The sequence below is a fragment of the Alkaliflexus imshenetskii DSM 15055 genome (assembly GCF_000517065.1).
GTDB lineage: Bacteria > Bacteroidota > Bacteroidia > Bacteroidales > Marinilabiliaceae > Alkaliflexus > Alkaliflexus imshenetskii.
In genome coordinates this window covers 3,054,626-3,080,350 of sequence record NZ_KI912105.1, presented here as the reverse complement: position 1 = coordinate 3,080,350, position 25,725 = coordinate 3,054,626, and the positions used below count along the sequence as shown (strand labels likewise).

General features: G+C 40.7%; 19 protein-coding genes. 9 read left to right on the top strand and 10 right to left on the bottom strand.

Annotation, left to right across the window (positions count from 1 at the left end):
• Positions 1-17: 17 nt before the first annotated feature.
• The 7 genes from ALKIM_RS18540 to ALKIM_RS0112915 all read right to left on the bottom strand — a co-directional run bounded on the left by ALKIM_RS18540 (position 18) and on the right by ALKIM_RS0112915 (position 9,492).
• Positions 18-1,229: a homocitrate synthase/isopropylmalate synthase family protein gene (locus ALKIM_RS18540; RefSeq protein ID WP_044118310.1), complete on the bottom strand. Its 1,212-nt coding sequence runs from the start codon at positions 1,227-1,229 to the stop codon at positions 18-20.
• A gap of 134 nt (positions 1,230-1,363) precedes the next feature.
• The gene (locus tag ALKIM_RS0112940) at positions 1,364-1,672 is read right to left on the bottom strand and encodes a (2Fe-2S) ferredoxin domain-containing protein (protein ID WP_026475015.1); all 309 of its coding nucleotides are present in this window, start codon (positions 1,670-1,672) and stop codon (positions 1,364-1,366) included.
• Positions 1,673-1,861: 189 nt separating this feature from the next.
• Entirely contained in the window at positions 1,862-3,133 is a 1,272-nt protein-coding gene (nifB, locus tag ALKIM_RS0112935; RefSeq protein WP_026475014.1) for a nitrogenase cofactor biosynthesis protein NifB, read from the bottom strand.
• A 154-nt stretch (positions 3,134-3,287) separates the two neighbouring features.
• Positions 3,288-4,661: a nitrogenase component 1 gene (locus ALKIM_RS0112930; protein ID WP_026475013.1), complete on the bottom strand. Its 1,374-nt coding sequence runs from the start codon at positions 4,659-4,661 to the stop codon at positions 3,288-3,290.
• A 189-nt stretch (positions 4,662-4,850) separates the two neighbouring features.
• Positions 4,851-6,179, bottom strand: a complete 1,329-nt coding sequence (gene nifE / locus ALKIM_RS0112925; RefSeq protein WP_026475012.1) for a nitrogenase iron-molybdenum cofactor biosynthesis protein NifE — start codon at positions 6,177-6,179, stop codon at positions 4,851-4,853.
• Positions 6,180-6,953: 774 nt separating this feature from the next.
• The gene (locus tag ALKIM_RS0112920) at positions 6,954-8,186 is read right to left on the bottom strand and encodes a hypothetical protein (RefSeq protein ID WP_026475011.1); all 1,233 of its coding nucleotides are present in this window, start codon (positions 8,184-8,186) and stop codon (positions 6,954-6,956) included.
• On the bottom strand, positions 8,179-9,492 hold the full coding sequence (locus tag ALKIM_RS0112915; protein WP_084555886.1) for a DUF4270 family protein: 1,314 nt from the start codon (positions 9,490-9,492) through the stop codon (positions 8,179-8,181). The genes ALKIM_RS0112920 and ALKIM_RS0112915 overlap by 8 nt, the downstream gene beginning before the upstream one ends.
• A 366-nt stretch (positions 9,493-9,858) precedes the next feature.
• Between ALKIM_RS0112915 and ALKIM_RS0112910 the strand changes: the two genes are divergently transcribed.
• Positions 9,859-10,863 (top strand): Kelch repeat-containing protein, encoded by a 1,005-nt coding sequence (locus tag ALKIM_RS0112910; RefSeq protein ID WP_026475009.1) that lies wholly within the window; start codon positions 9,859-9,861, stop codon positions 10,861-10,863.
• Positions 10,850-11,176 (top strand): DUF4907 domain-containing protein, encoded by a 327-nt coding sequence (locus ALKIM_RS18535; RefSeq protein ID WP_052345556.1) that lies wholly within the window; start codon positions 10,850-10,852, stop codon positions 11,174-11,176. Before ALKIM_RS0112910 ends, ALKIM_RS18535 begins: the two co-directional genes overlap by 14 nt.
• A 711-nt stretch (positions 11,177-11,887) precedes the next feature.
• Here the strand turns inward: ALKIM_RS18535 and tnpC are convergent.
• The 3 genes from tnpC to tnpA all read right to left on the bottom strand — a co-directional run bounded on the left by tnpC (position 11,888) and on the right by tnpA (position 14,350).
• Positions 11,888-13,561 (bottom strand): IS66 family transposase, encoded by a 1,674-nt coding sequence (gene tnpC, locus ALKIM_RS18530; RefSeq protein ID WP_044117938.1) that lies wholly within the window; start codon positions 13,559-13,561, stop codon positions 11,888-11,890.
• Positions 13,562-13,624: 63 nt separating this feature from the next.
• Positions 13,625-13,990, bottom strand: a complete 366-nt coding sequence (tnpB, locus tag ALKIM_RS0112895; protein WP_026473992.1) for an IS66 family insertion sequence element accessory protein TnpB — start codon at positions 13,988-13,990, stop codon at positions 13,625-13,627.
• Between the two features lie 6 nt (positions 13,991-13,996).
• Positions 13,997-14,350: an IS66 family insertion sequence element accessory protein TnpA gene (gene tnpA / locus ALKIM_RS0112890; protein WP_026473991.1), complete on the bottom strand. Its 354-nt coding sequence runs from the start codon at positions 14,348-14,350 to the stop codon at positions 13,997-13,999.
• A 75-nt stretch (positions 14,351-14,425) separates the two neighbouring features.
• Here tnpA and ALKIM_RS18525 point away from each other — a divergent pair, with 75 nt between their 5' ends.
• The 7 genes from ALKIM_RS18525 (at position 14,426) to ALKIM_RS19365 (ending at position 25,632) form a co-directional block, all read left to right on the top strand.
• The gene (locus ALKIM_RS18525; RefSeq protein WP_262480548.1) at positions 14,426-15,652 is read left to right on the top strand and encodes a TolC family protein; all 1,227 of its coding nucleotides are present in this window, start codon (positions 14,426-14,428) and stop codon (positions 15,650-15,652) included.
• An 11-nt stretch (positions 15,653-15,663) separates the two neighbouring features.
• Entirely contained in the window at positions 15,664-16,869 is a 1,206-nt protein-coding gene (locus ALKIM_RS0112880) for an efflux RND transporter periplasmic adaptor subunit (protein WP_026475008.1), read from the top strand.
• Between the two features lie 30 nt (positions 16,870-16,899).
• Positions 16,900-17,601: an ABC transporter ATP-binding protein gene (locus tag ALKIM_RS18520; protein ID WP_044117937.1), complete on the top strand. Its 702-nt coding sequence runs from the start codon at positions 16,900-16,902 to the stop codon at positions 17,599-17,601.
• Positions 17,602-17,654: 53 nt separating this feature from the next.
• Positions 17,655-18,875 carry an ABC transporter permease gene (locus ALKIM_RS0112870; protein WP_026475007.1) on the top strand — a complete coding sequence of 407 codons (1,221 nt, stop codon included), beginning with the start codon at positions 17,655-17,657 and terminating at the stop codon, positions 18,873-18,875.
• Positions 18,876-18,896: 21 nt separating this feature from the next.
• Positions 18,897-19,937 carry a sensor histidine kinase gene (locus ALKIM_RS0112865; RefSeq protein ID WP_026475006.1) on the top strand — a complete coding sequence of 347 codons (1,041 nt, stop codon included), beginning with the start codon at positions 18,897-18,899 and terminating at the stop codon, positions 19,935-19,937.
• A 9-nt stretch (positions 19,938-19,946) separates the two neighbouring features.
• Positions 19,947-20,660, top strand: coding sequence for a LytR/AlgR family response regulator transcription factor (locus tag ALKIM_RS0112860; RefSeq protein WP_026475005.1), 714 nt, complete (start codon positions 19,947-19,949; stop codon positions 20,658-20,660).
• 421 nt (positions 20,661-21,081) lie between these two features.
• The gene (locus tag ALKIM_RS19365) at positions 21,082-25,632 is read left to right on the top strand and encodes a PKD domain-containing protein (RefSeq protein WP_052345554.1); all 4,551 of its coding nucleotides are present in this window, start codon (positions 21,082-21,084) and stop codon (positions 25,630-25,632) included.
• Positions 25,633-25,725: the final 93 nt, after the last annotated feature.

Sequence of the window (25,725 nt, the reverse complement as noted above, 5' to 3'; positions counted from 1 at the left end):
CTTATATTAGGTCACATTCAATGCCCCAACCATTCATTCTCAATTTTTGAAAGAGATGTCTGCATTACCAGAGCTGTATTTGACTGAAGCAAATCTTTTTCACTTTGCATTTGGTTATACAACTCCAATATCTCGGATTCTGAAATTGCCCGTTTTAGGTTTTCTGATTGCCATTTAATCTGGTCCAGCAATATGCTGCAATCCATTTCAGAAATCTCTGTATTTATGCTATTAAAAAAGTGTCTGATGCTTTCCCTGCCGCTGTGCTTCCCAAAGACAAATGGCATGTCGTTGCGGCCAATATCGGCAGCGTTAAGCAATTGATAAGTACTCCGGTTTTTAATGATGCTGTTGGTGTGCATCCCGCTTTCGTGAGCCAAGGCCATTTCCCCGGTAATCGGTTTGGCCGCATGCAATGGTCTGTTGGAGGCTTCTGCCACAAAACGGGATAATTTTGAAAACACTTTGGTACTGATGCCGGTGTTGATTTTCTCACCATATTCAAAAGCCATCACCACCTCTTCCAGTGCAGCATTACCGGCGCGCTCTCCCAGTCCGTTAACAGTCACACTAAAGCAGTTGACTCCTGTATTTGCGGCAGCCAGCACATTACCGGCAGCCACACCCAAATCGTTATGGGCATGAAATTCCAAGGGAATGGTATAATCCACCTGCATTAAGTTGCGAAACAATCGGGCAGTTGTGTTTGGGGTTAAAAGCCCGACCGTATCGGCAATTCGCACACGTGATGCGCCACAGAGGGCGGCATACTGGGTAAAGGCCCGAAGAAAATCGGGGTTGGCACGAGAGGCATCCTGAGCCCCAACGGTAAAAAATGGGAATAAGTCAGATGCAAGTTCAACCAATGTTTCAAGCTGCTCCACAATCCAATCACGATGCTTACCAATAGATTCAAGTAAAATATCAGAAACCGGAAACGAAAAATGCACGCCATGGCATCCGGTTTTTGACGCTGCAATGATATCTGCCGGAAGCGCACGGCACCAGGCAGTGGTAATGAAACCAAATCCGGCCCGGTTGAGCGCATTTAAATCATTCACTTCACGGGCTCCCATAGCAGGCGTACCCAGCTCAACTTCCTGAATCCCGGCTTCGTCCAACATGCCACAGATGGTCATTTTATCAGCCAGCGAAAACACCACACCTGGCGCCTGTTCACCATCGCGCAATGTGGTATCAATCAAAACGGGTGGAGGATGCAATTTCATAACGAACAGATTTTGTATAAATCCTTTGCAGTTGTGGGCCGCTGCATGTTGCAGGCACATAGCGCTTAATGCAACACGACTACCCCCTACCATGAAATTAGAGTCGGCACCACAACATGCAAAGGACATTTGGGTTAGTTGGATATCAAATACTTTTCACAGGCTTCCCCATCTTCCAGGGCATCCAGTATTTCGTCGATGGCTGCTTCGTTTTCCACTTTTCCGTACCATAGATTGTTAGGATGGATAACGATGACAGGCCCTTCGGAGCAAACATTAAGGCATCCGGTGGATGACACGGCCACATCGAGACCTCGGTCGGTAGCTTCTTCGGTAATATATTGTATCAATCCGGTAGCTCCTTTTTTATTACATGCTCCCTGGGCATCGCCGGCAACGCGAAATGAGTTGCATACTAGAATGTGATAGGTTGGTTTTTTCATGATTGCTTAGTTTAGTTGATGAACTGTTGAGTTGATGAGTTGTTGAGGTTGTTCTATAGTTTATAGTTGATTGTTTGGGGTTGATTGTTTGGGGTTTTGAGTACTATGCCATCTGAACTTGGAACCTACTTACCTTCCAACCATCAACTCAAAACTTCCCAACTAATGACTGAACACTGTTATCTGTTTTCAGGCACATCCCTGAGCGTTTCCTTTGCAGTTGCTGCCGCAACGGAAGGCATCCTGTTTGGCGATGCTTCGGATGGGTTTATGGTTGTAAATGCCATCCAGACCTTCGTCGATGAGGCCGGTCATTTCGATGATGCGCACCCCACAACTGCCAATAATGGCTTTTGGGTTCTCGCCTATACCGGACACCAGCAGGGCACGACAATCCTTAAGTATTCGTGCCATATCGAGCCAGCGGTTATCGCCCGTGCCGGCAGGAGGCGCTTCGCGCTCTTCCACAAACTGAAACCCTTTGGGCGATTTGCGAAAGATGTAGAAGGCTTTTGTTTCGCCCAGATGCATATTCACCAGCAAACCTTCACGGGTGGCCACAGCCACATAGGGGCGCTCTTCCTCGGTAAAAGGTTCTCGTTTGGCAAATTCTTTCAACATAACATGCGTATCCTTTAAATCTTTTCCCAATAAACCGGCGGCATCGGCGCGGCAACGGGCACAGTGCGACATCAGCTTCAGATATTTCGATGCCTCCATGCGTGTTTTAAAAACCATTTTGGAGTCAGGTTGCTCCATGTTCTCGAAAGCGGTTCCTTTGGCGGCAATCATGGGGATGCAGTTAATCACATCGGCACCCAATGCAGCGCAAACCCTGGCCACCTCAGCAATGTGGTGGTCGTTGATGCCCGGCATAATCACCGAGTTAATTTTAACCGTGATGCCCCTCTCCTTTAGAGCCGGAATGCACTGCAACTGCTCGCGCAACAGCACTTTGGCGCCTTCCTCACCTCTGTAAACCTTTTTATTGAATCGCACCCATTTATATACTTTTGCCGTAATGGCAGGGTCGATGGCATTGATGGTTATGGTGACATGCGACACGCCAATTTTCGCCAGCCTGTCGATATACGGATAGAGGTTTAACCCATTGGTAGAGACACAAAAGAGCTTATCGGGGTAACTATCCTTTATGCGTTGCATGGTTTCCAATGTTTCATCGGGGTTAGCAAACGGGTCCCCCGGCCCGGCAATACCCACCACCGAGAGGTTGTCCAGCTTATCGTCCAACGCCCTGAAATACTCATAAGCCTGAAAAGGTTTCAGCACCGTAGAGGTTACCCCCGGCCGGCTTTCATTAACGCAATCGTACTGACGGTTGCAATAGTTGCACTGTATGTTGCAGTTTGGAGCAACCGGTAAGTGCACCCTGGCGTGAGAATGTCTGGCTTCTTCATCGAAACAGGGATGAGCTGCGGATGTGTTGGGTTTGTTTATCATGGCGGTGTTTTTTAGTTGATGAGTTGATGAACTGTTAAGTTGATGAACTGTTGAACTCGTTAGCTCATTAGCTGTACATTTTATAGTAGTTGAGGTGATGAGCTGTTGAGTTGTTAAACTATTGAACTCATTAGTTCATTAGCTCACTAACTCATCAGATATACTTATATCCTACCGGGCTGTTTTCCTGTTTATATTCGATGAGGGCATTTACAATGCGGTCGAACAATTCCTGGGTGCCGCGGTAACCGATGTGATGGATGCGCGATGCCCCAAAGCGGTCGTGTATGGGAAAACCAGCACGAACCAGAGGTATTTTCATCTCCCGGGCAATGTAGTAGCCTTTGCTGTTACCAATCATGATGTCCGGCTTGAGCTCCTGCATGATTTCACGCATGGTGGCAAAGTCGGAACCATCGGCAATGCAGATATCGTTGCCGGGGCCAACAATCTCATCGAGGGCGCTTTTTAACACGCCGCTTGCTGCACCCGAGGCTACCAAAACCGGCTTCATACCTATCTCGTGGAGAAAAGCAGCCAGCGCAATCACAAAATCCTCTTCGCCATATATCACGGCACGTTTGCCAAACACATATTTGTGAGCGTCCACATAGGCATCAATCAGGCGTCCACGTTCCTTTTGGTGTTTCTCAGGCATCGGACTTTGGGTTAAACCGGCCAGCACGTTAAAGAATTTATCACTTGCATCAATGCCTATGGGAAAACCAATCTGATTATTTGCCACAGACATTTTATCGAGTAACCATTCTCCGGCACTCGCAATGGAATTGCCAACCGAATTTTTCACTCCCCTATTGAAAACAGTCCCAAATTCTATGGTTGCCAATGCCGAGCCAGTTTTTTCGAGTTCAGCAATGGTTGTCCCACCCGAAGGAACCAATTGGTACTCTCTGGTGTGCACATTGTCGAGCGTTTCAGAATAATCCGGAAAAAGGGTTGCAGTTATTTTAAAATCGATGCAGAGCTCTTTCAGATAGCGAATGTCGGCCGGCGATACAAAACCCGGAAAAATATTGATATGGCTACCGGTTTTGCCCGACTTTGCGAACCGCGCCACAGCGGCAATGGCAGCCTGATGAAAGCCATTCATGTGCGTGCCACAATAGCTGGGTGTGGAGACATTAAAAAACAGTGGCGTATGTTTGTTCTGCCCTGTATAATCACGTATCAGTGCATCCACGTCTTCGCCAATGGTTTCGCTCAGGCAGGTTGATGCAACGCCTATCACGGCAGGATTGTATTGCTTGATGATGTTGTTGATGCCCGTCACAAAATTTTGTCCGCCACCAAAAACCGCAGCCTCCTCGCTAAAGTTTGTGGATGCAATATCCACCGGCTCTTTGTAATGGCTTATCATGTACCGGCGGATGTATGTGCTGCATCCCTGCGAACCATGAATGAGCGGCACACATCCTTCAATCCCTTTAAACACCAGCGAGGCACCAAGAGGCGCACAAAGTTTGCAGGCATTGCGAGTTGATGATATTGGTTTTGATATGGTGGCCATTTTTTTAGATTTTAGGTTTTATGTTTTATATTTAGGGTTGAGGGTTTTGAGTTGAGGGTTTTGAGCGTTATGGGTTCCCCCTTTAGTCAGGGCTGTGTCCGCCTCCGGTGGAGTTAGGGGGTGTGGGTTGGTTTTATGTTTTAGGTTTAGTTTTAGGTTTAGAGTTGAATGTTGAGGATTATTGGTTTGTTACATGGTAAATTTCCAGATGGGACTCATGGTGGTGGCATAAATCTCTTTGGCAAAATTCATCATGCCCTCGTAGCCTGCCAGTGCTTCTTTGCGCTCGTGGTTATGGTCGCAAAAGCCAATGCCTATTTTATGGGCGATGGGTCGCTCCTTCACGCCACCAATAAATACATCGGCCTGCTTCTCCTTCACAAAGTTGGAGAGCTCCACCGGGTTTGAGTCGTCCACAATGATGGTGTCCTCGTCGCTCAGTTTTTTAATTACCTCATAATCATCAGCATTCCCGGTTTGCGAACCCACAATCACGGTTTTCACCCCAATAAGGCGAAGCGCTTTGATAAGTGAAATGGCTTTAAACGCTCCACCCACATAAACCGCAGCCCGCTTGCCTTCCAAACGCTCGCGGTACCATTGCAAAGCCGGCATCAATCGCCCAACCTCCTCGCGTACAATGTCGCGAGCCTTTGCCATCAGTTCATCGCTGTTAAAGAATTTGGCCACCTCATACAATGCATCAGACATATCTTCAATGCCAAAATAAGAGACGTGCATAAACGGCACGTTGTACTTCTCCTTCATCAAGCGGGCCAAATGCGCCATGGAGCCGGAACACTGCACCACGTTAAGGGCAGCATTTTGCGCGTTGCGTATGGCATCCACGCGTCCGTCGCCCGTAATGGTGGCATTGATGTGAACACCCATCCGTTTGTAGTAATCCATCAGAATCCAAAGCTCGCCGGCCAGGTTAAAATCGCCAAGAATATTGATGCTGTATTTGGGAACCGGCAAATCCAGCGTTCCCACCAGGTTAAAAAGCGCCTCGCAAGCCACCTTGTAACCATCCTTCTTAGAGCCCTGAAAGCCGGGCGCCTGAACGGGCAGTACCGGTATGTTTTTCTCCTGAGCAACCTGCTTGCAAATTTTCTCCACATCGTCGCCAATGATGCCCACAATGCAGGTGGAATAAACAAACGCAGCCTTGGGATTGTACTTTTCAATAAGTTCGGTAAGTCCTTGATAAAGTTTTGGCTCTCCGCCAAACACCACCTCCTTTTCGCTGAGGTCGGTGGAAAAGCTCATGCGGTGCAGTTCCGGCCCCGACGACATGGCCCCGCGGATGTCCCATGTGTAGGCGGCACAGCCAATGGGTCCATGAATAATATGGAGCGCATCGGCAATGGGGTATAAAACCACCCTTGAACCGCAAAACACACAGGCCCGCTGGCTTACACTCCCGGCCACGCTGGGTTTGTTGCATACCATCTTTCCGGAATCGGAACCGGAACGGGCAACCTGCTTTTGTCGTTCGGTGAGAATGTAGTTGGCCATAGTGAATAGGTGTAGATTAACAATAGGTTCACTATGGTATAGATAAAAACCATGCCAGTAAAACGAGTATTAGATAAGCCCTGATTATTGCTTATTATAAAGCACTTAGGGCTATTTAAAATCAATAAAAACAAGCAAACTATGACATTCAGGTAACTCGGGTAAAAAAGAGCTACATTTTAGTAGGATATGGTTGTTTTAGCCCGAAAAGAGTCAATATTTTCAAGGGATTAGAAGATTGTAATCATTCTAAATAAAAAAAATGAAATGTTATGGAAGAAATCAAATTGAGAATCAAGATTGTCTATACACATAAAAGTCTCATAATCTATATTTTAAAAACATATAGCTAACTAAAGTAGGGGGCTGAAAATCTCAGAAATCGTACCAAAATAAAAACAACTGCCTGTTAAAAAATAAACACTACAGTTTATTTTTTTTGTGTGTAGTAACACGATTAAGCATTTTACTGTTCTAAACAATATGGGTATATCTACTATGACTTCACAAAAAACGCAGAGATTAAAATTGCAATGCAATTATCAACCTCTGCGTATGCTCTATATATTATCGCAATAAATAAGATAATTAACTGTAAGAGGTAAGAGGTAAAAACTCAATTGCTTTTAACCTATTATTTACAAAAAAAACTGCGTTAAAAACAATGTAAGCTTTAAAAAAGCTTAATAATCTCATTATGAGCCGAATAAGACATAATACTTAAAAATAAATTCAACCTCATAAGCAAAATAACTCAAAACCAATTCGGAAGTTTTAATCAAACTGACGCTTAAGAAACCATGATTCAGAAAAAGATATTCCAAGTGTAAAGTTAATAGAAGAAGTTTGTATACTATTATTCCGGCTCGCCATAGTATCATATTTCCAAGCTACAGCCAAATTCAACATAGAAGAACCACGAAGAGGAACCCCAAAACCCGCGGTAAAGTTATATATAAGAGGGTTTTGACCCCTGATTTTCAGATAAGAATTCTCAATTGAAAAACCTGCTCGATAGCGTATTTGTTCAAACATATTAGCAGCATTACGTGGACTAGGGACATATTGAACTCCGGCATTTAGCTTTTTCACTTCAACAAATGAGATGGAAGATACTCCACTGATATTTCTACTCCAATCCTGAAATAAAAAGTCTGAACCAAATTGCCATTTTTCACCATAGCCACTATAAACCCCAATACCTATATATTTAGGTAAATATCCATAAGATGTAGGCAGCGACTCCTCAAGTATTGTTGTAGCTCCATCAGACCCATAAACTTTTAGTTCGTTGTCCTTTGATAATTTCTTACCACTACCATATATTAAACCAAAAGTAAGTGGCATATTATCATTGAAATGCTCTTTAAACTGAAAACCTCCTTCAAAATAGAAATCCCGCATATAAGATGATTCAGCAACCGTAATCATGGCTTGTTGTTCACTATTTTTAATTGAACCGAACAGTAGAGAAGTTGTAGCACCTAAGCTAATTGCAGGCGAAAGCTGCCATCCTCCTCCAACAAAAAATTTGGATATCCCTCCTCCACCATTAAAAGATATGCTTTCTGTTTGAGAAGTTCCCTCTATATATTGCTGGGTCTTTATTTTATACCCAATAGATGTTACAGGCAAAAAACCAATTGAAATCCCCAATCTATTTGTAGGCTTAAATCCAATAGCCATTCTGTTAAAATTTCCTTCTGTAACACTTTCGGTATTTCCTCCTGAGTAATAAATCGAGTTTTTCAAGGTTACTCCCATATCAAAATAAAACGTTTCCTTTTTAAGAGAAGCCAAACTAGCAGGATTTACCAAATTAAGTTGTTCGTCAGAGAACATCCCAATACCGATTTCACCCATCGAAGCATTCTTTCCATTACCTGCTGTCTCATATTGACCAATTCCGTACATTGAATAAGGAGATGATGATAATGATTGTGCCACTGTATTAGCAGAAACAACATACACCAATAATATTATCGAAATTTGAATTAAACTATTCATACACACTATAGATTATGTTTACTTTTATACGTTGATTTGGATGTTGTCTGTCACCAAACAGCATACTATTAAAAGATTGATTCATTTCACTTTCTGGCAATGTGAGATGTAGCTTTTTCTTGTTGAAGCCGATTGCAGGCAACTGCTCTTGTAAAAATGATGTGATTGAAAAACTATAATGCGTATTCCCAGAAAACAAATCATCATCAACCAGATTCCCTGTTTGCAATTCAGTTCCATAGGAATTTGTAATTGCATCAACATTTGAATTTGTATCATCCGCTATATACAAGTATAACTGGCTGGGCAATTTATGTTGTTGATTAAAACTCTTTTCAATAGGATAAATATACATTTGGGCAGAGATAATATTCCCTGCTTGACCAATTGTAAGCAAGTCGCGTAGATAGGGAAATTCAATTCTGGCATAGTACCCTAAAGCGCCATATAAATAGGTTATATTATCACTTTTTGAGGAAGATAATCCCTGGTAGCCATCTTGAAGATTTTCTAATGGGGAGTTTTCGCGGTTGTGATTAACAGAAAAGAAATTTGTAGATGTATTTGGTGAAATAGTTATTTCATACTCCTTTTTTTCCACCTCCACAAAATGGTAGTAAAGCTTTATAATGGTGCTGCTTTCGCTTACATCATACCCAAAAATTGCCTTACTATTCTCATCGGAAACGAAGGCAAATCCTGTAAAATAATTTTGAAATTTTTCATCTGTTTGGATTTCGTCAAGATTGTTTGCCAATTTTGAAAGCAAATCCTCTCCAAAAGTATTTGACAATTTAATTCTCAAAGCATCCCCCCTACTTGGGCGAGGGGTAAAACTTATACTTGCGTAAACATCCTCCAGATATGAAACGACAGATGTATTATAAAAAGCATCGGAACTGGGCAGTTCCAATGCTTTCTTTAAGAGGTGCAAATCCAATTTATGGCTGCTCAGGGTGTCGCCATAAAAACTGGAATTAAAATTCATTTCCATCACTAGTGAGTCAAACACTAGAGGCGTTGTCATATTTTTTCGATACTCTGTATACGAAGGACTTAGAAAGGATACAAAAGATGTAGAACTTACTTTACCTCGAAGTTCAGAATCAATTTTTCCATTATAGATAACTCCCTTTCCACTTGTAATTAAGGAGTCAATTTTCACGGTGGTTAGCGTTACTGTACAAGTATCTATTAGTACAGTTCGTGCACTGCTCTCAACCATGCTTGAACCGATTTCCATCCCCTCATTACTACAGGAATATACCATCACAATTAAAACTACATATGTCCAAAGTTGTTTCATACGAAATCGTTTTATTATACATGCAAAATCTCACATCCTAAACAGCCCCATAAATACAAAATATGCAATTGCACAAAACAGAAACCGGAGAGGATTACCCATACCAACTAAATCGGTAACGAGTTTTAGTACTGCAAAAGAATTGAAATCCACATCCTCAAAAAAAAATAATAGCCGACTCTCAGGTTTTTACCGATGAATGTGAATAATTCATCGCTAAAAAAGTGTCGGTATTTGCAAGGCTCAGCGATTACCTCATAATATTCATCGGTTAATATCACCCGTTTATCGACTTTCTTTTCTATATGCGCCCGTTTAGAATAGATTTGCTGAGAAGATTTGTTTAATTTAAAATTTAGAACAGTTATGAGATTGAAGCAGATGTTATTAATATTAATGACGACCATTGTTATTCCATTGATATCTTACGGATGCAGTGATGACGATGATGATGAACTATTAGGAAACTGGGTTCGCATGTCTGATTTTGACGGTGCTGCCCGAGGAAACGCCGCCGCATTTACCATTGGCGAAAAAGGATATTTATGCACAGGATGGGATGGTCGTGACCGTTTAACAGACCTTTGGGAGTATGACTCCAAAATGAATTATTGGGTACAAAAAGCGAGTCTCCCGGCAACAGCTCGCCATTCGGCCGTTGGATTCTCTATTGGAGAAAAAGGATATATATGTACGGGAAATGATGGTTACAACCATTTGAATGACTTGTGGGAATACAACCCTGAAAGTAATTCATGGAGTCAAAAAAGCAATTTTCCGGGGTCCTCAAGGTATGGAGCTGTTGGGTTTACCATATCAAATCGCGGGATTGTCGGCTCTGGTTACGACAAAAATCACCTTAAAGATTTCTATAGTTACAATCCAGAGTCAGACACATGGGAGCAAATTCCATTTCCAGGAATGAAAAGACTCGGGGCATCTGTCTTTGTTATAAACAACAATGCATACCTAGTTGGTGGAGTTAACAATGAACAATTGGTATATGATTTTTGGATGCTTAATGGAGATGATTTTACCTGGACTCAGAAAAGAGACATCACCAATACCAGTGACGAAAGTTATGATGATGATTATACCATAACCCGTTCTTATGGTGTAGCATTTAACATCAATACACTTGGATATGTTACTACCGGGGAACGAGGATCGTTAAATACCAATACATGGGAATACAACACCCTAACTGACTTATGGGAGAAAAAGACCTCCTTTGAAGGTGCTGCCAGAAGTGGTGCTGTTGCATTTTCATTCGACAACAGGGCGTTTGTTGCTACAGGACGAAGCAGCAGTTACAGATTTGATGACATGTATGAGTTTCTTCCATATGACGAGTATAATGAAAAGGACTAGTGCAGGTATTTATATTCTAACATTCTTGTTAGCTTTTTTCTTTCTTTGGTTATTGTATGGTAAGGCAGTTCCTAAAACGGACTGCCTTACCATCGAAACTTATGCCGTTAATGATGGGTTTGGTTATAAAATCCTATGCGATAAAGAGACCTTTATAAACCAACCATTTATTCCAGCTATTGAAGGGAATCGCCCATTTGCAAGCGAAACGGATGCTCACCGAATTGCTAAGCAAGTAAAAAACAGAATAAGAAAAGGAGAAACGCCGACCATCAATTTAGATGACTTAGTCCAACTTGGAGTTAAATTTTGATTTGACACATAATTATTAGGGATTGCAATCAACCAGAACGATTAACTTCAAGATTCCAATACGCCAAGATTAAGCTCCAAAAATCCACACAAATTATAGAATTAGTTTAAAAAAGCAAATCTTATTGCATAAACAAATCTAACATTGGAGCCAATATAAACTTGCACACTCCTCCACATATTGTTTTTTGATTCTTCGATTCAGAAAACAAACATCCGGAATTACTTTGCCAATTAAGTAAGTTGAATACTCGATAAAATAGTGTGAACTACCACTTTGTTACTAACACTTTATTACAACTTCAGAACTAAGACATAACACACCTTAAAACCCTCTCATTTACACACATAACCAATACAAACATCCTTGATTCTACTTAATCTGTCGGTAATTTCCTCTATCCTATCGATTATATTTCAGTACCAGAGAATCAATAATGAACTTTGACGCATAAAATCACATAATATGATACTGACAATTAGAACCATCAAATGGCATTTATCCCTTCTGGCATTAACAATAAGCATCGCAAACACATATGGGCAGAAAAACATGATCGACTCCTGGAGTCTAAACGATTGTATCGTATGCATTCGGTCTGCCACGTATTGTAAAAGTAAGAAAAATCCCTAAGCCGGAAGGCCGACCTAGGGTGGTGAAGTGTTCTAAAGTGTAGTGGAATCTATTAGAATCTTTTGGAATAAGTTGGATTTAGTTGGAATCCTTTGGAAAATTCTGACACTTGTTTGAGAGTTTCCAATTGTGTGGCAAAAGATCTGCTAAGTCCAGTTCATAATTGTTGTTGTACAAAGCAATCTTACTAAAGACATCCGTTAACCATTCTCTGGGGTTCACATCGCAGGCCTTGCAGCAGCCCAGCAACGAATACATAATGGCCGCATTTTCGGCCGACTCGTGGTTGCCGCAAAACAGAAATCCTTTTCGACCCACAGCCAAAGGACGGATGGCATTTTCGGCCAAATTGTTGTCTGGAAGGTATCGACCATCCAAGTGATAGCGAGATAAGCGCTCAAAGAGATTGTAGGTATAGCTCAAGGCCTTGCTCATGCGGCCACCGGGTATGGCTTTGGGGTGATAAGCCACAATCCATTTCTCAAATCCACGCATGATTGGGTAAGCCAACCTTTTTCGCAGCTCTGAACGTTGTTCGTACGTCATGGATTCATCGTTGGCCATTTGCTCCACCTGGTACAATTTGGCAATTTGTGCCAAAGCATACTCTGCTCCGTTTTTGTCTTCCAGGAAGCTTTCGGTGAATTTACGGCGTGCGTGTGCCCAGCACCCAAGCAGCAAAACACCTTTCTTTTGCTCGTAGATGGAGTATGCCTGGTACCCGTCAGTTTGAACGGCTCCCTGAAAATGCTTTAAGAGATCCACGACTACCTTTTGGGCCCGGGAGCCTTTGTCGTAGTGAAAGAATACAAGGTTGTTCATAACGGAACGAACCATCCATAGATAGGCTTTAGTGGCTTTGTGTTTTTCATTGTCTACCACCGGTATGGTGCTCTCATCTACCTGAATGTAGTCCGATTCTAAAACAAGATCCTTTAAACGAAGATAAAGGGCACGAAGTAAATCACTCCCTCCTTGGAACCAACCATTAACCGTTGATGCAGGCAGCTTAACATCGACCATTTTGAGCATAGCAATCTGCCGATGAAATGGCAAATGATAAAAATATTTGTTCATCAACAGTTCTGCCAACAAAGAAGCACCGGCATTGCTGCGGGGCAACGGCAGCAAAGGCATAGGTGCGATACGTACGGCAGGTGCTTCTTCTTGTTCGGATTGGTCTTGTGCCCGGGCGGCTATGGGTTTAACGGCGTATTTGGGACGCTCTATGCGACGCACATACAGCTCTCCGGGCTTAAACTCGAGGATTTCAGTTGCTTCTATGCCAATACGAACCCAGTTGGCTCGCAGGTCTTCGGGCTCTATGACTTCGATCTCGCGTCTGAGATGCTCTGGCAAAGGAAGACGAACGGCGCTCTTCTTTTCCCGAACAACTTTACGACGCTCGTACTCGATCAACTCCATTTCAGCTTTTTCAATAGCGATCTTCTCTTGGGGCAGAGCATCAATCCCATCAAAGTCAAGCTTTCTTTGGTTGGGGTCTTCTTTTATGAACTTCTCTGAGGACTTGCTAAAAAACTTGTGGCGAAACCAGGCCAGTTGATCGGTGAGCTTCTTAATTTCCTGATCCTTTTGAACGACTTCAGAGCTCAGTTTTTGGTTCTGGGCTTCGAGGGTGTCCAGGGTACCATTGTCGATTTTTCGCAGCCGGGAAAGCTCCTGGAAGAGTTCGTCTCTTTCCTGAAGAAGCGCCTGAACCAACTTGTCGTTGTCGCTTGATAAATCGCTCATTATCCCTGTTTGATTACGAGCTTAAAGGTAGTAAAACCAAGGCTTGCAGCCAATTTTAACAAGCTAATAATCCTGAAAAAGTGCTTCTTTTTGTCGCGGTTTCAAACGTCGTTTTCTGGGGGTAACATTTTTCACTATCATCATTAAATCCTGCCAGTCGATAGCAACAGAAGGCAAGCTGTCATCAAAGGTGGGCAACTTAAAAACGCCACTGTCGAGCTTCTTGTGATAGATTACTAAACCGCCATGCTCCAGGTGCAGTATCTTCATAGTGGTAAGTCGCTTGTTGACGAAAATAAAGACCTCGCCACTTTGTACCTCACGCTTCATTAATGAGGTGACGATACCGCTGAGGGTGTAAAAACTCTTGCGCATATCAACGGCTGCAGGATATAGAAAGTATTTGAGTTTTCCATGCAAATGAAACATCGGCCATTAATCAAAGAGGTGAACAATTGCTTTTAATAATCGCAGGTCGATGTTTTCGCGGATTACCATCTTTGTTCCGTTGGGAAAGACAAGTTCAACAGGTGCCTGTGAAATGCTTAAACCATCGGTTTTGTTCGTGGCTATCGCAACGTGCTTGTTGTGTTTTGTTTTTTGCGTCGGTGCCGAGTCGATTACCAGTGGAACAAAGCGCTCAGGTGCTTCTTGCGCTGTATTCCCCAACTGCTTTCTCCAGTAATAAAAAGTAGAAGGGGATAAAGCCTGATTGGAGCAGAAGTCTCGTACGCTTAAACTGGATTCCTGATACTCTTGATAGAGTTGCTTGAAGGTCGTATGTGTCATCCTCATTTTTTGCCTTCAAAGAAACGACTGCTTAGCTTTGATGACAATATGTACTAGGCCGAATGCTTACATTGTATCAACTACGCTATTGATAATAACATTCAAGTAAATCAATCAAAACTACAGGTTCAATCTGCCGAAGCCGATTTAGTACAAGCCAAAGGCAGTCGTTTACCAAACCTATCAGGCTCAATATCCAGCTCAATACAAAATGAGAAGAAATTTGAAACTGATAACACCATTGCCGGTTGGCAATCAAATTTTGGCAATTCCGCATCAATCAATAGTGGTGTTGTTCTATACAAGGGAGGTTCTATCACTCAAAACATAAAAAAGAGTGAACTAAGTAAGGAAATAGCGTTACTAAATGTCTCACTGGCTGAAAAGGATATTACCCTCGCAGTAGTGCAGGCCTATCTAAATATACTTTATGCTTTTGAAAATGTAGAGTACTACAAAGATGTAGTTCTGTTATCTCAGGAACAATTTAACAGGGCAACTTTACTGCATCAGGCAGGCTCCCTATCACGTCGGGATGTGGCCGACATGAATGCCCAGCATGCTTCTGACGAATATATGCTAGTTCAAGCTGAGAATAATTTAATCCTTCGTACTACCGAACTCAAACAGATATTAGAAATTCCTGTAGAGGTTAACTTTTCTATAGAGGTTCCGGATAATTTACTATATCAGATGGAACCTCTCCCCCCTATCGAAGTCTTATTCGAGTTTATTCTATTAACAAGGCCTGAAATGGACATATCCAATCAACAAAAGCGCATTTCAGAAATATCAGTCGCAGAAGCCCGCTCAGGGTATTTACCGAATTTAACTCTTAACATGTCTGCTGGCAGCAACTATAAAAGCAATTATGCATCATCCTATAATCTCCAAATGTCTAACAACTTTGCGCAAAGCATTGGCCTTAATATGACAATCCCCATATTCTCCAGATATGAAAACAAAACAGCCGTATCAAAAGCAATTATCAACGACCAAATATCACAATTAACGATACATAAAACCAGAAATCAACTCTTGCAAATAGCTGAACGTGTATATGACGACACCAGAGCAGGACAACAAAGATACATTTCTGCCATTGCTCAAGACAAGGCCATTTGGGAAAGCTATACACTTGCTACTGAACAATACAACATGGGAATGATAAACACTATAGAACTTTTACAAATCCATAACAAGTATTTAAGTGGCAGAAACGAGTTGATGCAGTCCAAATACACTGCTATTCTTTTCAAGAAAATCCTTGACTTCTATATGGGAATACCTGTTTCACTTTAACTTTTAAAGAAATGACAAAAAAAATAAAACTACTACTCATTGCCATGTTGCTACTTCTAATTGTAGGCATTTCAGCTCTTCTATCAGGTAAAAACAAGCATGCGTCCATAAGTATTACAACTGTGGCACCTTCAATTGCTACAATCACAAATTCTGTAACAGCCACTGGAACTGTTGAACCAATAGAAAAAGTAGAAGTAGGCACACAAGTTTCAGGGGTAATAAATCAAATCTACGTGGATTTCAACTCTTATGTAAAAAAGGGTCAGGTGCTTGCAGAATTGGATAGAAGCACACTAAATGCACGACTATTACAATCCCGTGCCGGACTATCCTCAGCAAAAAACGAATTAGACTGGCAAACTCAAAACTACAACCGAACTAAATCACTTTATGAAAAAGAAATGGTTAGTGATGTTGATTATGAGTTGGCTGTTTATCAACTTAACAACGCCAAATCTCAAGTAGAGAGATTAACATCTGAAGTAGAACAAGCCGAAGTTGACCTATCGTATGCAACCATTTATTCACCAATTGATGGGGTTGTTCTTGAAAGGACTATAGAAGCTGGACAAACAGTTGCAGCAAGCTTTAACACTCCTACGTTATTTACAATAGCGCGTGACTTAACCCAAATGCAAGTTGAAGCGGATGTGGATGAAGCAGACATTGGACAGATAGAGCATGGACAAAAAGTGCATTTTAAAGTAGACGCATATCCAGGGCGAACTTTTGAAGGTGTTATCACCCAGATAAGACTTATACCAACAGTTACAAGCAATGTAGTGACATATAAAGTAATAATTGATGCACCAAATCCAGATTTAAAATTAAAACCCGGCCTTACTGCAACAATAACCATTATTACTGCTGAAGCTTCTAACATTCTGGTCATACCTACATCAGCAACAAATATCAACCACCATCAGATAATGACCTTGAGCCATCAGAATTATATTATCACAGATAAACAGCCGCCCGGAAAAAAGCTTAAAGACTTAGCCGACAACGAAAAAAAGATTTGGATTGTTACAGGCAATAGCATTTCAGAGAGAATTATTCAAACCGGAATAACTGATCGCGTAAACATTGAGGTTAAAGATGGCCTCGAAAAACATGACTCAATCATTCTTTCGATAGATACAGAATCTGGCATCAAAGAAAATGAGAATTTAAACAGTCCATTTGTTCCAACACCCCCAGGAGGCAGGCGTTAATAACCTACACCATTAATCCATAGTTACTTTATGAATAACACATCAAGTATAATTAAAACCGTTGCTTTAACTCGGGAATTTATAATGGGTAGCAGCGTAGTAAGAGCTCTAAGAGGCGTATCTTTACAAATTGAGAAGGGTGAATTTGTTTCTATCATGGGAAGCAGCGGCTCTGGGAAGTCAACCCTATTGAATTTATTGGGTTGTCTTGACAACCCAACTACTGGACAATATTTTCTGGATAAAACCCCTGTTGCTCAACTCAGTAAAAACCAGTTAGCTGAAATACGAAACACAAAATTAGGCTTTGTATTTCAATCATTTAATCTACTTCCCAGAACATCAGCTGTTGAGAATGTAGAACTACCCCTGATATACAACAATAGCATTAAACCAAAAGAAAGACGGCAATTGGCAATTGAGGCGCTGCAAACAGTTGGCCTTGAGAGCCGAATACACCACACCCCGTCTCAACTTTCTGGTGGTCAACAACAGAGAGTAGCCATAGCGCGTGCTTTAGTTAACAATCCGGTGCTCATCCTTGCTGATGAGGCTACAGGTAATCTTGACACACAAACCACACATGAAATAATATCACTTTTTCAGCAATTGAATGATTCCGGAAAAACAATTGTTTTTGTTACCCACGAACCTGAAGTGGCCAATTTAACAAAGAGGATAATTCTCCTTAAAGATGGCGCTATCGTGAGTGATACACTGACTGCTTCATAGTTTAATGGAAATACAATCAGATTCGCACAAACCTACACCATAACTAATTACAAATGCGCAACTTAATTCTTATTATCCTGGCACTAAAAGCCATTTCCCGCAATAAGACACGATCCTTTCTTACCATGTTGGGAATTATCATAGGTGTGGCATCCGTTATTACAATGCTTGCAATTGGACAAGGTTCTAAACAAAGCATAGAACAACAAGTTTCAGAAATGGGAGCTAACATGATAATGGTTTTTCCTGGTGGTGGACAAAGAGGCGGGGCGAGACTCGGAGCTTCAGACATGCCGCAGTTGACCTGGAACGATGCAATATCAATTCGTAATAATTCCAGATATATCTCGCACATATCCCCACTCGTTTCTGGGAACGGACAAGCAATCGCAGGTGCAAATAATTGGCCTACATCCATACAAGGTGTGTCAACAGACTATTTGACCATTAGAAAGCTAGACATATCACAAGGAAGTTTGTTTTCTGAATATGATATAAACTCAGCTGCAAAAGTTTGTATCCTTGGAAAAACGGTAATAAACAATCTCTTTAAAAATGGAGAACAACCTCTTGGTCAAATCATAAGATACAATCAAATACCATTTACGGTTATTGGTATACTTAAAGAAAAAGGAGTTAATACCTTTGGACAAGATCAGGATGATGTAATTATTGCACCATTTACAACAGTACAAAAGCGAATCCTTGGAATTAACCATATTCAAAATATATATTTGTCTGCAATAAACGAAGAGTCCTCTCAACTTGCAATTGAGGAAGTAGAAACCGCTCTTCGAAAAAACCCGAAATTAGTATCGGGTAATACGAACAAATTTGAAATACGCTCACAACACGAGTTGCTATCAATGATGGGCTCTACGAATCAAATGATGACACTCCTGCTTGCCGCAATTGCCGGAATTTCATTGCTTGTTGGCGGAATTGGAATTATGAACATTATGTTTGTATCAGTTACTGAGAGAACTCGCGAGATTGGCCTAAGAATGGCAGTTGGAGGCAAAGAGCGCCACATATTAACACAATTTTTAATGGAGGCGATAATTGTAAGTGTTGGAGGTGGTTTGATTGGAATTTTTTCTGGTATTTTGGCATCATTAATATTAGGAAAAATTGCAGGATGGCCAATGATTATAACGCAAAGTTCAATTATCTTGTCATTTTTTGTCTGCGCCATAATAGGGGTATTCTTCGGTTGGTATCCTGCTCGTAAGGCTGCTTCATTAGATCCGATTGAAGCCTTAAGATATGAATAGACTTTTTAATAACTTGCTTCCATGAAAAACTTGCCTTTCAAACATGTACTAATTCATATAATCGTATGGTTCTTTTGGTTTGGGGTGCCATTTATATTCTCACATGGCTTGTTTAAAGAACCTCTACTCATATTTCCTCATTTATGGGTAACTATGTTATTATCCATTATTCTTTTCTATCTAAATTACCTATTCCTAATTGAGCGTCTGCTCTTTAACCATCGAATCACAACATTTATCATAATTAATGTTGGACTGGTTGCATTGTGCATTTTGGTATCTGAACTTTTGAAACCACTCTTATTTAATCCATCTTTTGATCCCCAGATGAGACCTGAAATAATGATGCCTGGCAGGCCTCCTCGTGGGCGGTTTATAAACAGCATGGCCATCTCATTTATACTAACAATTTCTGTTGCTGTAGCAATAAATACAACCAAACGGTGGTTAAAAATTGAAAATGAACGCAGCAAACTGGAAATGGAGCATTTAAGATCAGAACTTAACAACCTGAAAATGCAGCTAAACCCACATTTCTTTTTCAATACTCTTAATAACATATATGCGCTAATTCAACCTTCACCTGAAAAAGCCCAACATGCCGTACATGGTCTGGGAAAACTAATGCGATATCATCTATATGAAACCAATAGCGAAAGAGTGCCAGTAAGTAATGAATTGGAATTTATAAAAAATTATGTCGCAATTATGCAACTTCGCACAACTCCATTGGTAAAAATAGCTTTGGATTGTGACGTTAAGAATCCCGATGAAAGAATCGCGCCTTTGTTGTTTGTTCCATTAATAGAGAATGCTTTCAAATTTGGTGTTGGAACTGATATTAATAGTTACATAACGATAAAAATTTCAGGAGAACACAAAACCATAAAACTACTAATTACCAACACAATTGCCACCAACCCTTCAAATAGTAAATATCATAAAGGTATTGGAATTGCGAATCTTCAAAAGCGTTTGGATTTAATATATAATGAAAATTACATATTCAAAACCCATGAGAAGGATAACATTTTCACTGTGAGCTTATTGGTAAACCTTTAAAATTCTGTAATGCAAACTATAAAATGTGCCATTGTTGACGACGAACCACTTGCTCTTGATCTTATCGAATCATATATTAAAAAGACTCCATTTCTTGAGCTAGCTGCACGATGTAGCAATGCCTTTCAAGCGATAGAAACATTAAAAGATCAGAAAATCGAACTCCTGTTTCTAGACATCCAAATGCCCGGACTCACAGGTCTTGAACTTTCTAAAACGTTGACGTCAGAACCTCGAATAATTTTCACAACAGCATACGGAGAGTATGCACTTGAAGGCTTCAGAGCCAATGCATTAGATTATCTTTTAAAGCCTTTTGATTACACTGAATTTTTAAAGGCTGCCAACAAAGCTCACGACTGGTTTAGTTTAAAAAGTACATCATTAGAACCAAGCAAACCAGAATCCATAATGGTTAAATCAGATTCTAAGCTAAACAGAATTTTAATAAGCAATATCATCTATATTGAGAGCATGGGTGATTATATAAAGATTTACTGTGGAGATAATCAACAACCAATTATCACTCAAACTACAATGAAAAGTATTGAAGAGAAGCTACCTGCATCAATATTTTTCAGAGTCCATCGCTCATATATCGTAAATATTAACCATATTCAAACTATTGAACGAAATCGAATTGTCTTTGGGAAAACCTATATACCTATATCAGAGTCGATTAAAGGCTCATTCTTCAAATTACTTTCAGATGAAAATCTCTGAAAATCTTACACATTTTTTAAATGAATGCTTAAATCAGCATTGAAGAGTTTTAGACCGAGTAGATATGATTAAACAGAAAACAGGCTAAATCTAATCATCTTTCTCAAATACCCTATCTGTCTAAAAAATAACAATTTGCGCATAAAGCAAAATAGTAGATATTAATCTCAATAATTACTAGACTATCGTTAAGGCTCATAATATCTACTAACAAATACAATCTGCCCCAAACAGCATCCTTACACATCACTACACACAATACTCATAGACAGATAATTACGCCGCACTTTTCTTTTCTTAAGACGTTGCTCAAATAAAGGTGGATTAAATTATAATACAGAAAAACTCACTTTTCGGCTCCCCAAATGACGAAATATTTCTAGTTTTACCATCTATATTATATTAAATCCCTGACTGCGTTATGAAAACACTTCTACTTGCTACCCTTGTTCTATTGAGCTTCATTGTTAATGTGAAAGCCACAATACACACAGTAACCCACACAGGTGATGACTTAAGTTCTCCGGAGGAAGGCATGCTCCGATACTATATTAATAATGCAAAAAATGGGGACACCATCGTTTTTGATGTAGAGCATATTACCCTTGCAGGCCGGCTTACCATCTCATACAAATCGCTTACAATACTTGGTGGAGAAGGTGTGGTGATAGATGGCGATTCGAAAGACAATGTGTTTAGCATTTCATACGACAGTTCAAAGAAAGTTACACTGAAAAACCTCACCATTCAGAATGGAAAAAAAGAAGGTTCTCTGGCAATGGGCGGCGGAATGTATGTTTTTGGTTCTGGACCAAAAGAGAACGTTTGGGTTGAAAACTGCACCTTTTTAAACAACAAGGCAGAAAGCAACGGAGATGGTCAAGGAGGGGCATTGCGAACCATGGGGGGCACTTATGTAAATTGTAAGTTCATAAACAACTCGGTTACCGGTAGTGCCTATTCCAACTCGGGAGGTGCGGTGACATCCATTGGCGGTGTTTTTATAAACTGCCTTTTTGTAGGCAACAGCGCCAATCATGGCGGCGGCATTTATGCAACAAACAATACTCAAATCATAAACTGCACCATTACCCAAAACAGCACACCAGACGCTGAGAATGGAGCCGGTATAGTTATTGAAACGGGCAGTTCATGCGTCAACTCCATTGTTTACAACAACTTCTCAAACGGAACAATCAGCAACCTGAAGTTTTACGATGGCACATTTAGTTACAATGCTTTAAACCCAGGAGATGAAAGAGTGGGCACAAACAACAATATAGGTCTTTCACAATCACCATTTCAAGATGCCGCGAACAGCCTTTTCATGCTCACAGAAAATACACCTGCCATTGATGCCGGTCTGTCCACTGTGGATGGCATAACAGAGTTTGATTTAGCAGGTAATAAGCGAATTTCAGGCAGTTCCATTGATTTGGGTGCATACGAGCTATTTGTACCAACAGTTATTTCGGGCGTGGTGAAACTGGAAGATGGAACCTTATTGGCCAACTACATGCTTCACGATAAGATAACCACCGACGAGAATGGAAATTATAGAATTGAGGTAGGGAAAGACGGAATTTCAGAGAATGAGGAGTTGGTTTTAAATGCCGCACCTGAAGGTTTTGAGTTTTATCCGAAAATAATATTGGCAAACAGTACAAAAACCACCCACATCACTGCTTATAACGGCATAGTGGTTGAGGGAAATTATGCGCCAGACAGCGAAGTGGAATGGGATTCCGAAATAGTTAACGTTTTTGGAACGGTAATGCTTAACAATGTGTCGCTCACAATTGCACCCAATACAACTGTAAAATTTCGAGGGCACTACGGTATACGCGTATCCGGCAAAGGACGAATCATCGCGCTTGGCACAGTTAACGAACCAATCATCTTCACCTCGGCAGAAAAAGAGAAATACATCCTCACTAGCTCAAGTACAGCTGGTAGCTGGAACAGAATTGTGTTCAACAACATGAGTACGGAAGCCGATTCTTCTAAGTTCCGCTTCTGCACGTTTGAGTACAGTAAAGAAGTACAAAACAGCCAATTTGGAGGAGCGCTTTCTGTTACCAGATTCGACAAACTGGGGCTGACCAACTGCACTTTTTATAGTAACAGCGTACACAATTTCACATCGCCTCCAGGCGGCGGAGCAATTTTCATAAACCATTCGAGCATCAACATTGTTAACTGCGTAATAAACAACAACTACTGTACTTATGTAAACTCAGGTGGAGCTATCTTCATAGAAGCAAGTAATCTTAAAACCGTTAACATTATAAACTGCAACATAACCAATAACAGAGCTGCAGGCAATGGAGGTGCAATTTATGCACGTGGTGGTATATCAAACACACCTTATGTGACCATTTATAATTCAATCATATCAGGAAACACTGCAAACGATAGAAAAGAGCAATTATATGGCAAGTTGATTAATGCATACAACAGCTTTATTGAAGAAGCATTTGTTGGAGAGTTAAATGCGCAGGAAAACCTTATAATTCAAGGTGTAGTTTTCTCAAACCCAGGTGGCACTGATTTTCAACTCGCTGCCAACTCTGTTGCCATAAACGCTGGTAATCTTGAATATGTTGCAGACTTATTACCAAAAACAGACATCCTTGGAAACCCCAGAATAAATCAAAATAGGATTGATATCGGCGCTATTGAATATCAAACAGATATCATTTCAAAGGTTACAGGAAAAGTAATTGATGAACATGGTGAAGCAGTTACAAATTTTGAACTTTATCCGGGTATCATCACAAACAGTGAGGGCGAATATACCATAGTTGCTAACCAAGTCAACATTTCAAATAACGACAAACTCGCACTCAACGCACCAGAGAGTAAATTCATCTATCCCCGAAAAATTGTAGTAGGTGAAAACATGAATAAACAAATTGACATCACTGTTTATGACCATTTGGTTGTGGATGATGAAACCCCTTTTGGCGAAACCGAAAACTGGAGCAACCACATAAACGTTTTGACCAACATAACCCTGAACAATACAAAACTTACAATAGCTCCCGGAACAACTATTAAATTCTACAACCAAAGCCATCTGAAAATTACAGATAAGGGCAGCATATTTGCAAAAGGTACAAGTGAAAACCAAATTACCTTTACTGCGGCAAATATCGAAAAGATAAACTTATACAATTCGAGCAAAAAGGGCACCTGGTCGGGAATTATATTCGATTCCATGCATGCCGAAGCAAGCACCTCAATTTTTGACCATTGTAAAGTAGAAGGTGTGAAAAACTTATGGTCAGGTGGCGCATTCACAATTAACAACTTTAACAGAGTAGATATTTCAAATAGCACAATTCGGAACAGCAGCGGATTAGATGGTGGCGCTTTATATGTGTCAAACTCAACATTAACAATAAGAAATACAATATTTAAAAACAACGGTACTATTAGCCGAAGCAATTACGGTACTGAAGGCGGTACAATCTACGCAAGGATGTCAAATGTTAATTTGATTGGTTGCATTATAAGCAACAACACCACTTTTGGCAGCAGTGGCGGTATTATAACAATTGGTGGAAATTTAACCATCATCAACAGCAACATCATTAACAATGAATTTGGATTTCCAAGTGTTGATTTAAAGACGGTGGCAGCCAGCAACACGCTGGTAAAAATATACAACTCAATCATTTGGGGCAACCGACGCAGCTCCACTTACACACAAATCACAAACGCGTCAAATGCATTTATATACAACAGTTGCATTATGAATGGAAGCAGTTTGGCTGCTGCCGCATACGTTGACTGTACTGAAGAAGATCCAATGTTTGTGGATGCAGAGATTGGAGATTTCAGATTAAAAGCCGAATCCCCTCTTATTGATGCGGGCACTCAGGAGATACCCAACAACCTGTTTCCCGAGGTGGATATTGCGCAAAACAGAAGAGCAATGGGAAAGAATGTGGACATTGGCGCTTATGAACATATTGAACCAACGCTTTACATATTTGCACCTAAAGCACATCCTGTAAATGAAGTTTTAAATGCAGAAGGCTTGCTTCATTTGGCCAATGCCACATCCTGGAGTTGGGATTTTAACAACGACGAAAATGAAGATGCCGATACGCAAAATGCTACTTATACTTTTGCTGAGAAAGGGATTTATACCATCAGACTTACTGTCATTGATGACCTTTCGAAAACCTATACTGTGCTTCATTCAGCCAACATAATGAGCACCCCTATAGCTGATTTTAAAGCAGATACAACAGCATCAAACAGAATTGTGAATTTCACCGACAAATCGGATAACGAACCTACTCAATGGCTCTGGAGCTTTGGTGATGGCAACACCAGCACCAATCAAAACCCAACACATCATTACACTCAGGATGGCACATATACTGTTACGTTAACCGCTTCAAACATTGCCGGCACCCATACTGAGACCAAAACCAGCTACATCACCATTAAAAGGATTCCGATACCAGTGTTTTCTGTGGATATAACCGAAGGTGTCGCACCATTGACGGTAAACTTCACTAATGAAAGTACCTTCTTTCCAACCAGTTATTTATGGACATTTGGGAATTTAAGCACCAGTACTGAGGAGCATCCAGCTTTTACATTTACAACACCGGGAACATATAGCGTAACACTAAGAGTGAATGGCACTTATGGCTCAATATCTGTTGTCAAAGCAAATCTTATAAAAGTTTTGGCTGCCCCCACATCGGCGAATGATGAGGCATTTCGAAAATTGAAACTCTATCCAAACCCTGTTAAATCAACACTCGTTCTGGAATCGGACAAAACGTATCATGTGAATATAAACGACATCACCGGAAAAACAATTTTGCAAACCAAAATTTCTGCATTCACCGAAACGATAGATGTTAGTGCATTGCCCAATGGTATTTACCTGATACACTTTTACAACGATTCTGAATCATTTACTGAAAGAATAATAAAAGCAGAGTAAAAAACATGCCTGAAATCTCTTATTGTGTCTTGAATGCTAAAATGTTAGCTCACAGCAGGGATTAAAAACATAAAGCATTGGGATATCAGAGCC

Excerpts from the sequence above, each read along its gene's own strand:
- tnpC (WP_044117938.1), bottom strand. The coding sequence starts at position 13,561 with ATGAGCGATTTATCAAGCGACAACGACAAGTTGGTTCAGGCGCTTCTT.
- ALKIM_RS0112915 (WP_084555886.1), bottom strand. The coding sequence starts at position 9,492 with ATGAAACAACTTTGGACATATGTAGTTTTAATTGTGATGGTATATTCC.
- ALKIM_RS18535 (WP_052345556.1), top strand. The coding sequence starts at position 10,850 with ATGAAAAGGACTAGTGCAGGTATTTATATTCTAACATTCTTGTTAGCT.
- ALKIM_RS0112910 (WP_026475009.1), top strand. The coding sequence starts at position 9,859 with ATGAGATTGAAGCAGATGTTATTAATATTAATGACGACCATTGTTATT.
- ALKIM_RS0112865 (WP_026475006.1), top strand. The coding sequence starts at position 18,897 with ATGAAAAACTTGCCTTTCAAACATGTACTAATTCATATAATCGTATGG.
- ALKIM_RS18540 (WP_044118310.1), bottom strand. The coding sequence starts at position 1,229 with ATGAAATTGCATCCTCCACCCGTTTTGATTGATACCACATTGCGCGAT.
- ALKIM_RS19365 (WP_052345554.1), top strand. The coding sequence starts at position 21,082 with ATGAAAACACTTCTACTTGCTACCCTTGTTCTATTGAGCTTCATTGTT.
- tnpB (WP_026473992.1), bottom strand. The coding sequence starts at position 13,990 with ATGTTTCATTTGCATGGAAAACTCAAATACTTTCTATATCCTGCAGCC.
- ALKIM_RS0112930 (WP_026475013.1), bottom strand. The coding sequence starts at position 4,661 with ATGGCCACCATATCAAAACCAATATCATCAACTCGCAATGCCTGCAAA.
- ALKIM_RS0112920 (WP_026475011.1), bottom strand. The coding sequence starts at position 8,186 with ATGAATAGTTTAATTCAAATTTCGATAATATTATTGGTGTATGTTGTT.
- ALKIM_RS0112880 (WP_026475008.1), top strand. The coding sequence starts at position 15,664 with ATGACAAAAAAAATAAAACTACTACTCATTGCCATGTTGCTACTTCTA.
- ALKIM_RS0112870 (WP_026475007.1), top strand. The coding sequence starts at position 17,655 with ATGCGCAACTTAATTCTTATTATCCTGGCACTAAAAGCCATTTCCCGC.
- ALKIM_RS0112860 (WP_026475005.1), top strand. The coding sequence starts at position 19,947 with ATGCAAACTATAAAATGTGCCATTGTTGACGACGAACCACTTGCTCTT.
- nifE (WP_026475012.1), bottom strand. The coding sequence starts at position 6,179 with ATGGCCAACTACATTCTCACCGAACGACAAAAGCAGGTTGCCCGTTCC.
- nifB (WP_026475014.1), bottom strand. The coding sequence starts at position 3,133 with ATGATAAACAAACCCAACACATCCGCAGCTCATCCCTGTTTCGATGAA.
- tnpA (WP_026473991.1), bottom strand. The coding sequence starts at position 14,350 with ATGACACATACGACCTTCAAGCAACTCTATCAAGAGTATCAGGAATCC.
- ALKIM_RS0112940 (WP_026475015.1), bottom strand. The coding sequence starts at position 1,672 with ATGAAAAAACCAACCTATCACATTCTAGTATGCAACTCATTTCGCGTT.
- ALKIM_RS18520 (WP_044117937.1), top strand. The coding sequence starts at position 16,900 with ATGAATAACACATCAAGTATAATTAAAACCGTTGCTTTAACTCGGGAA.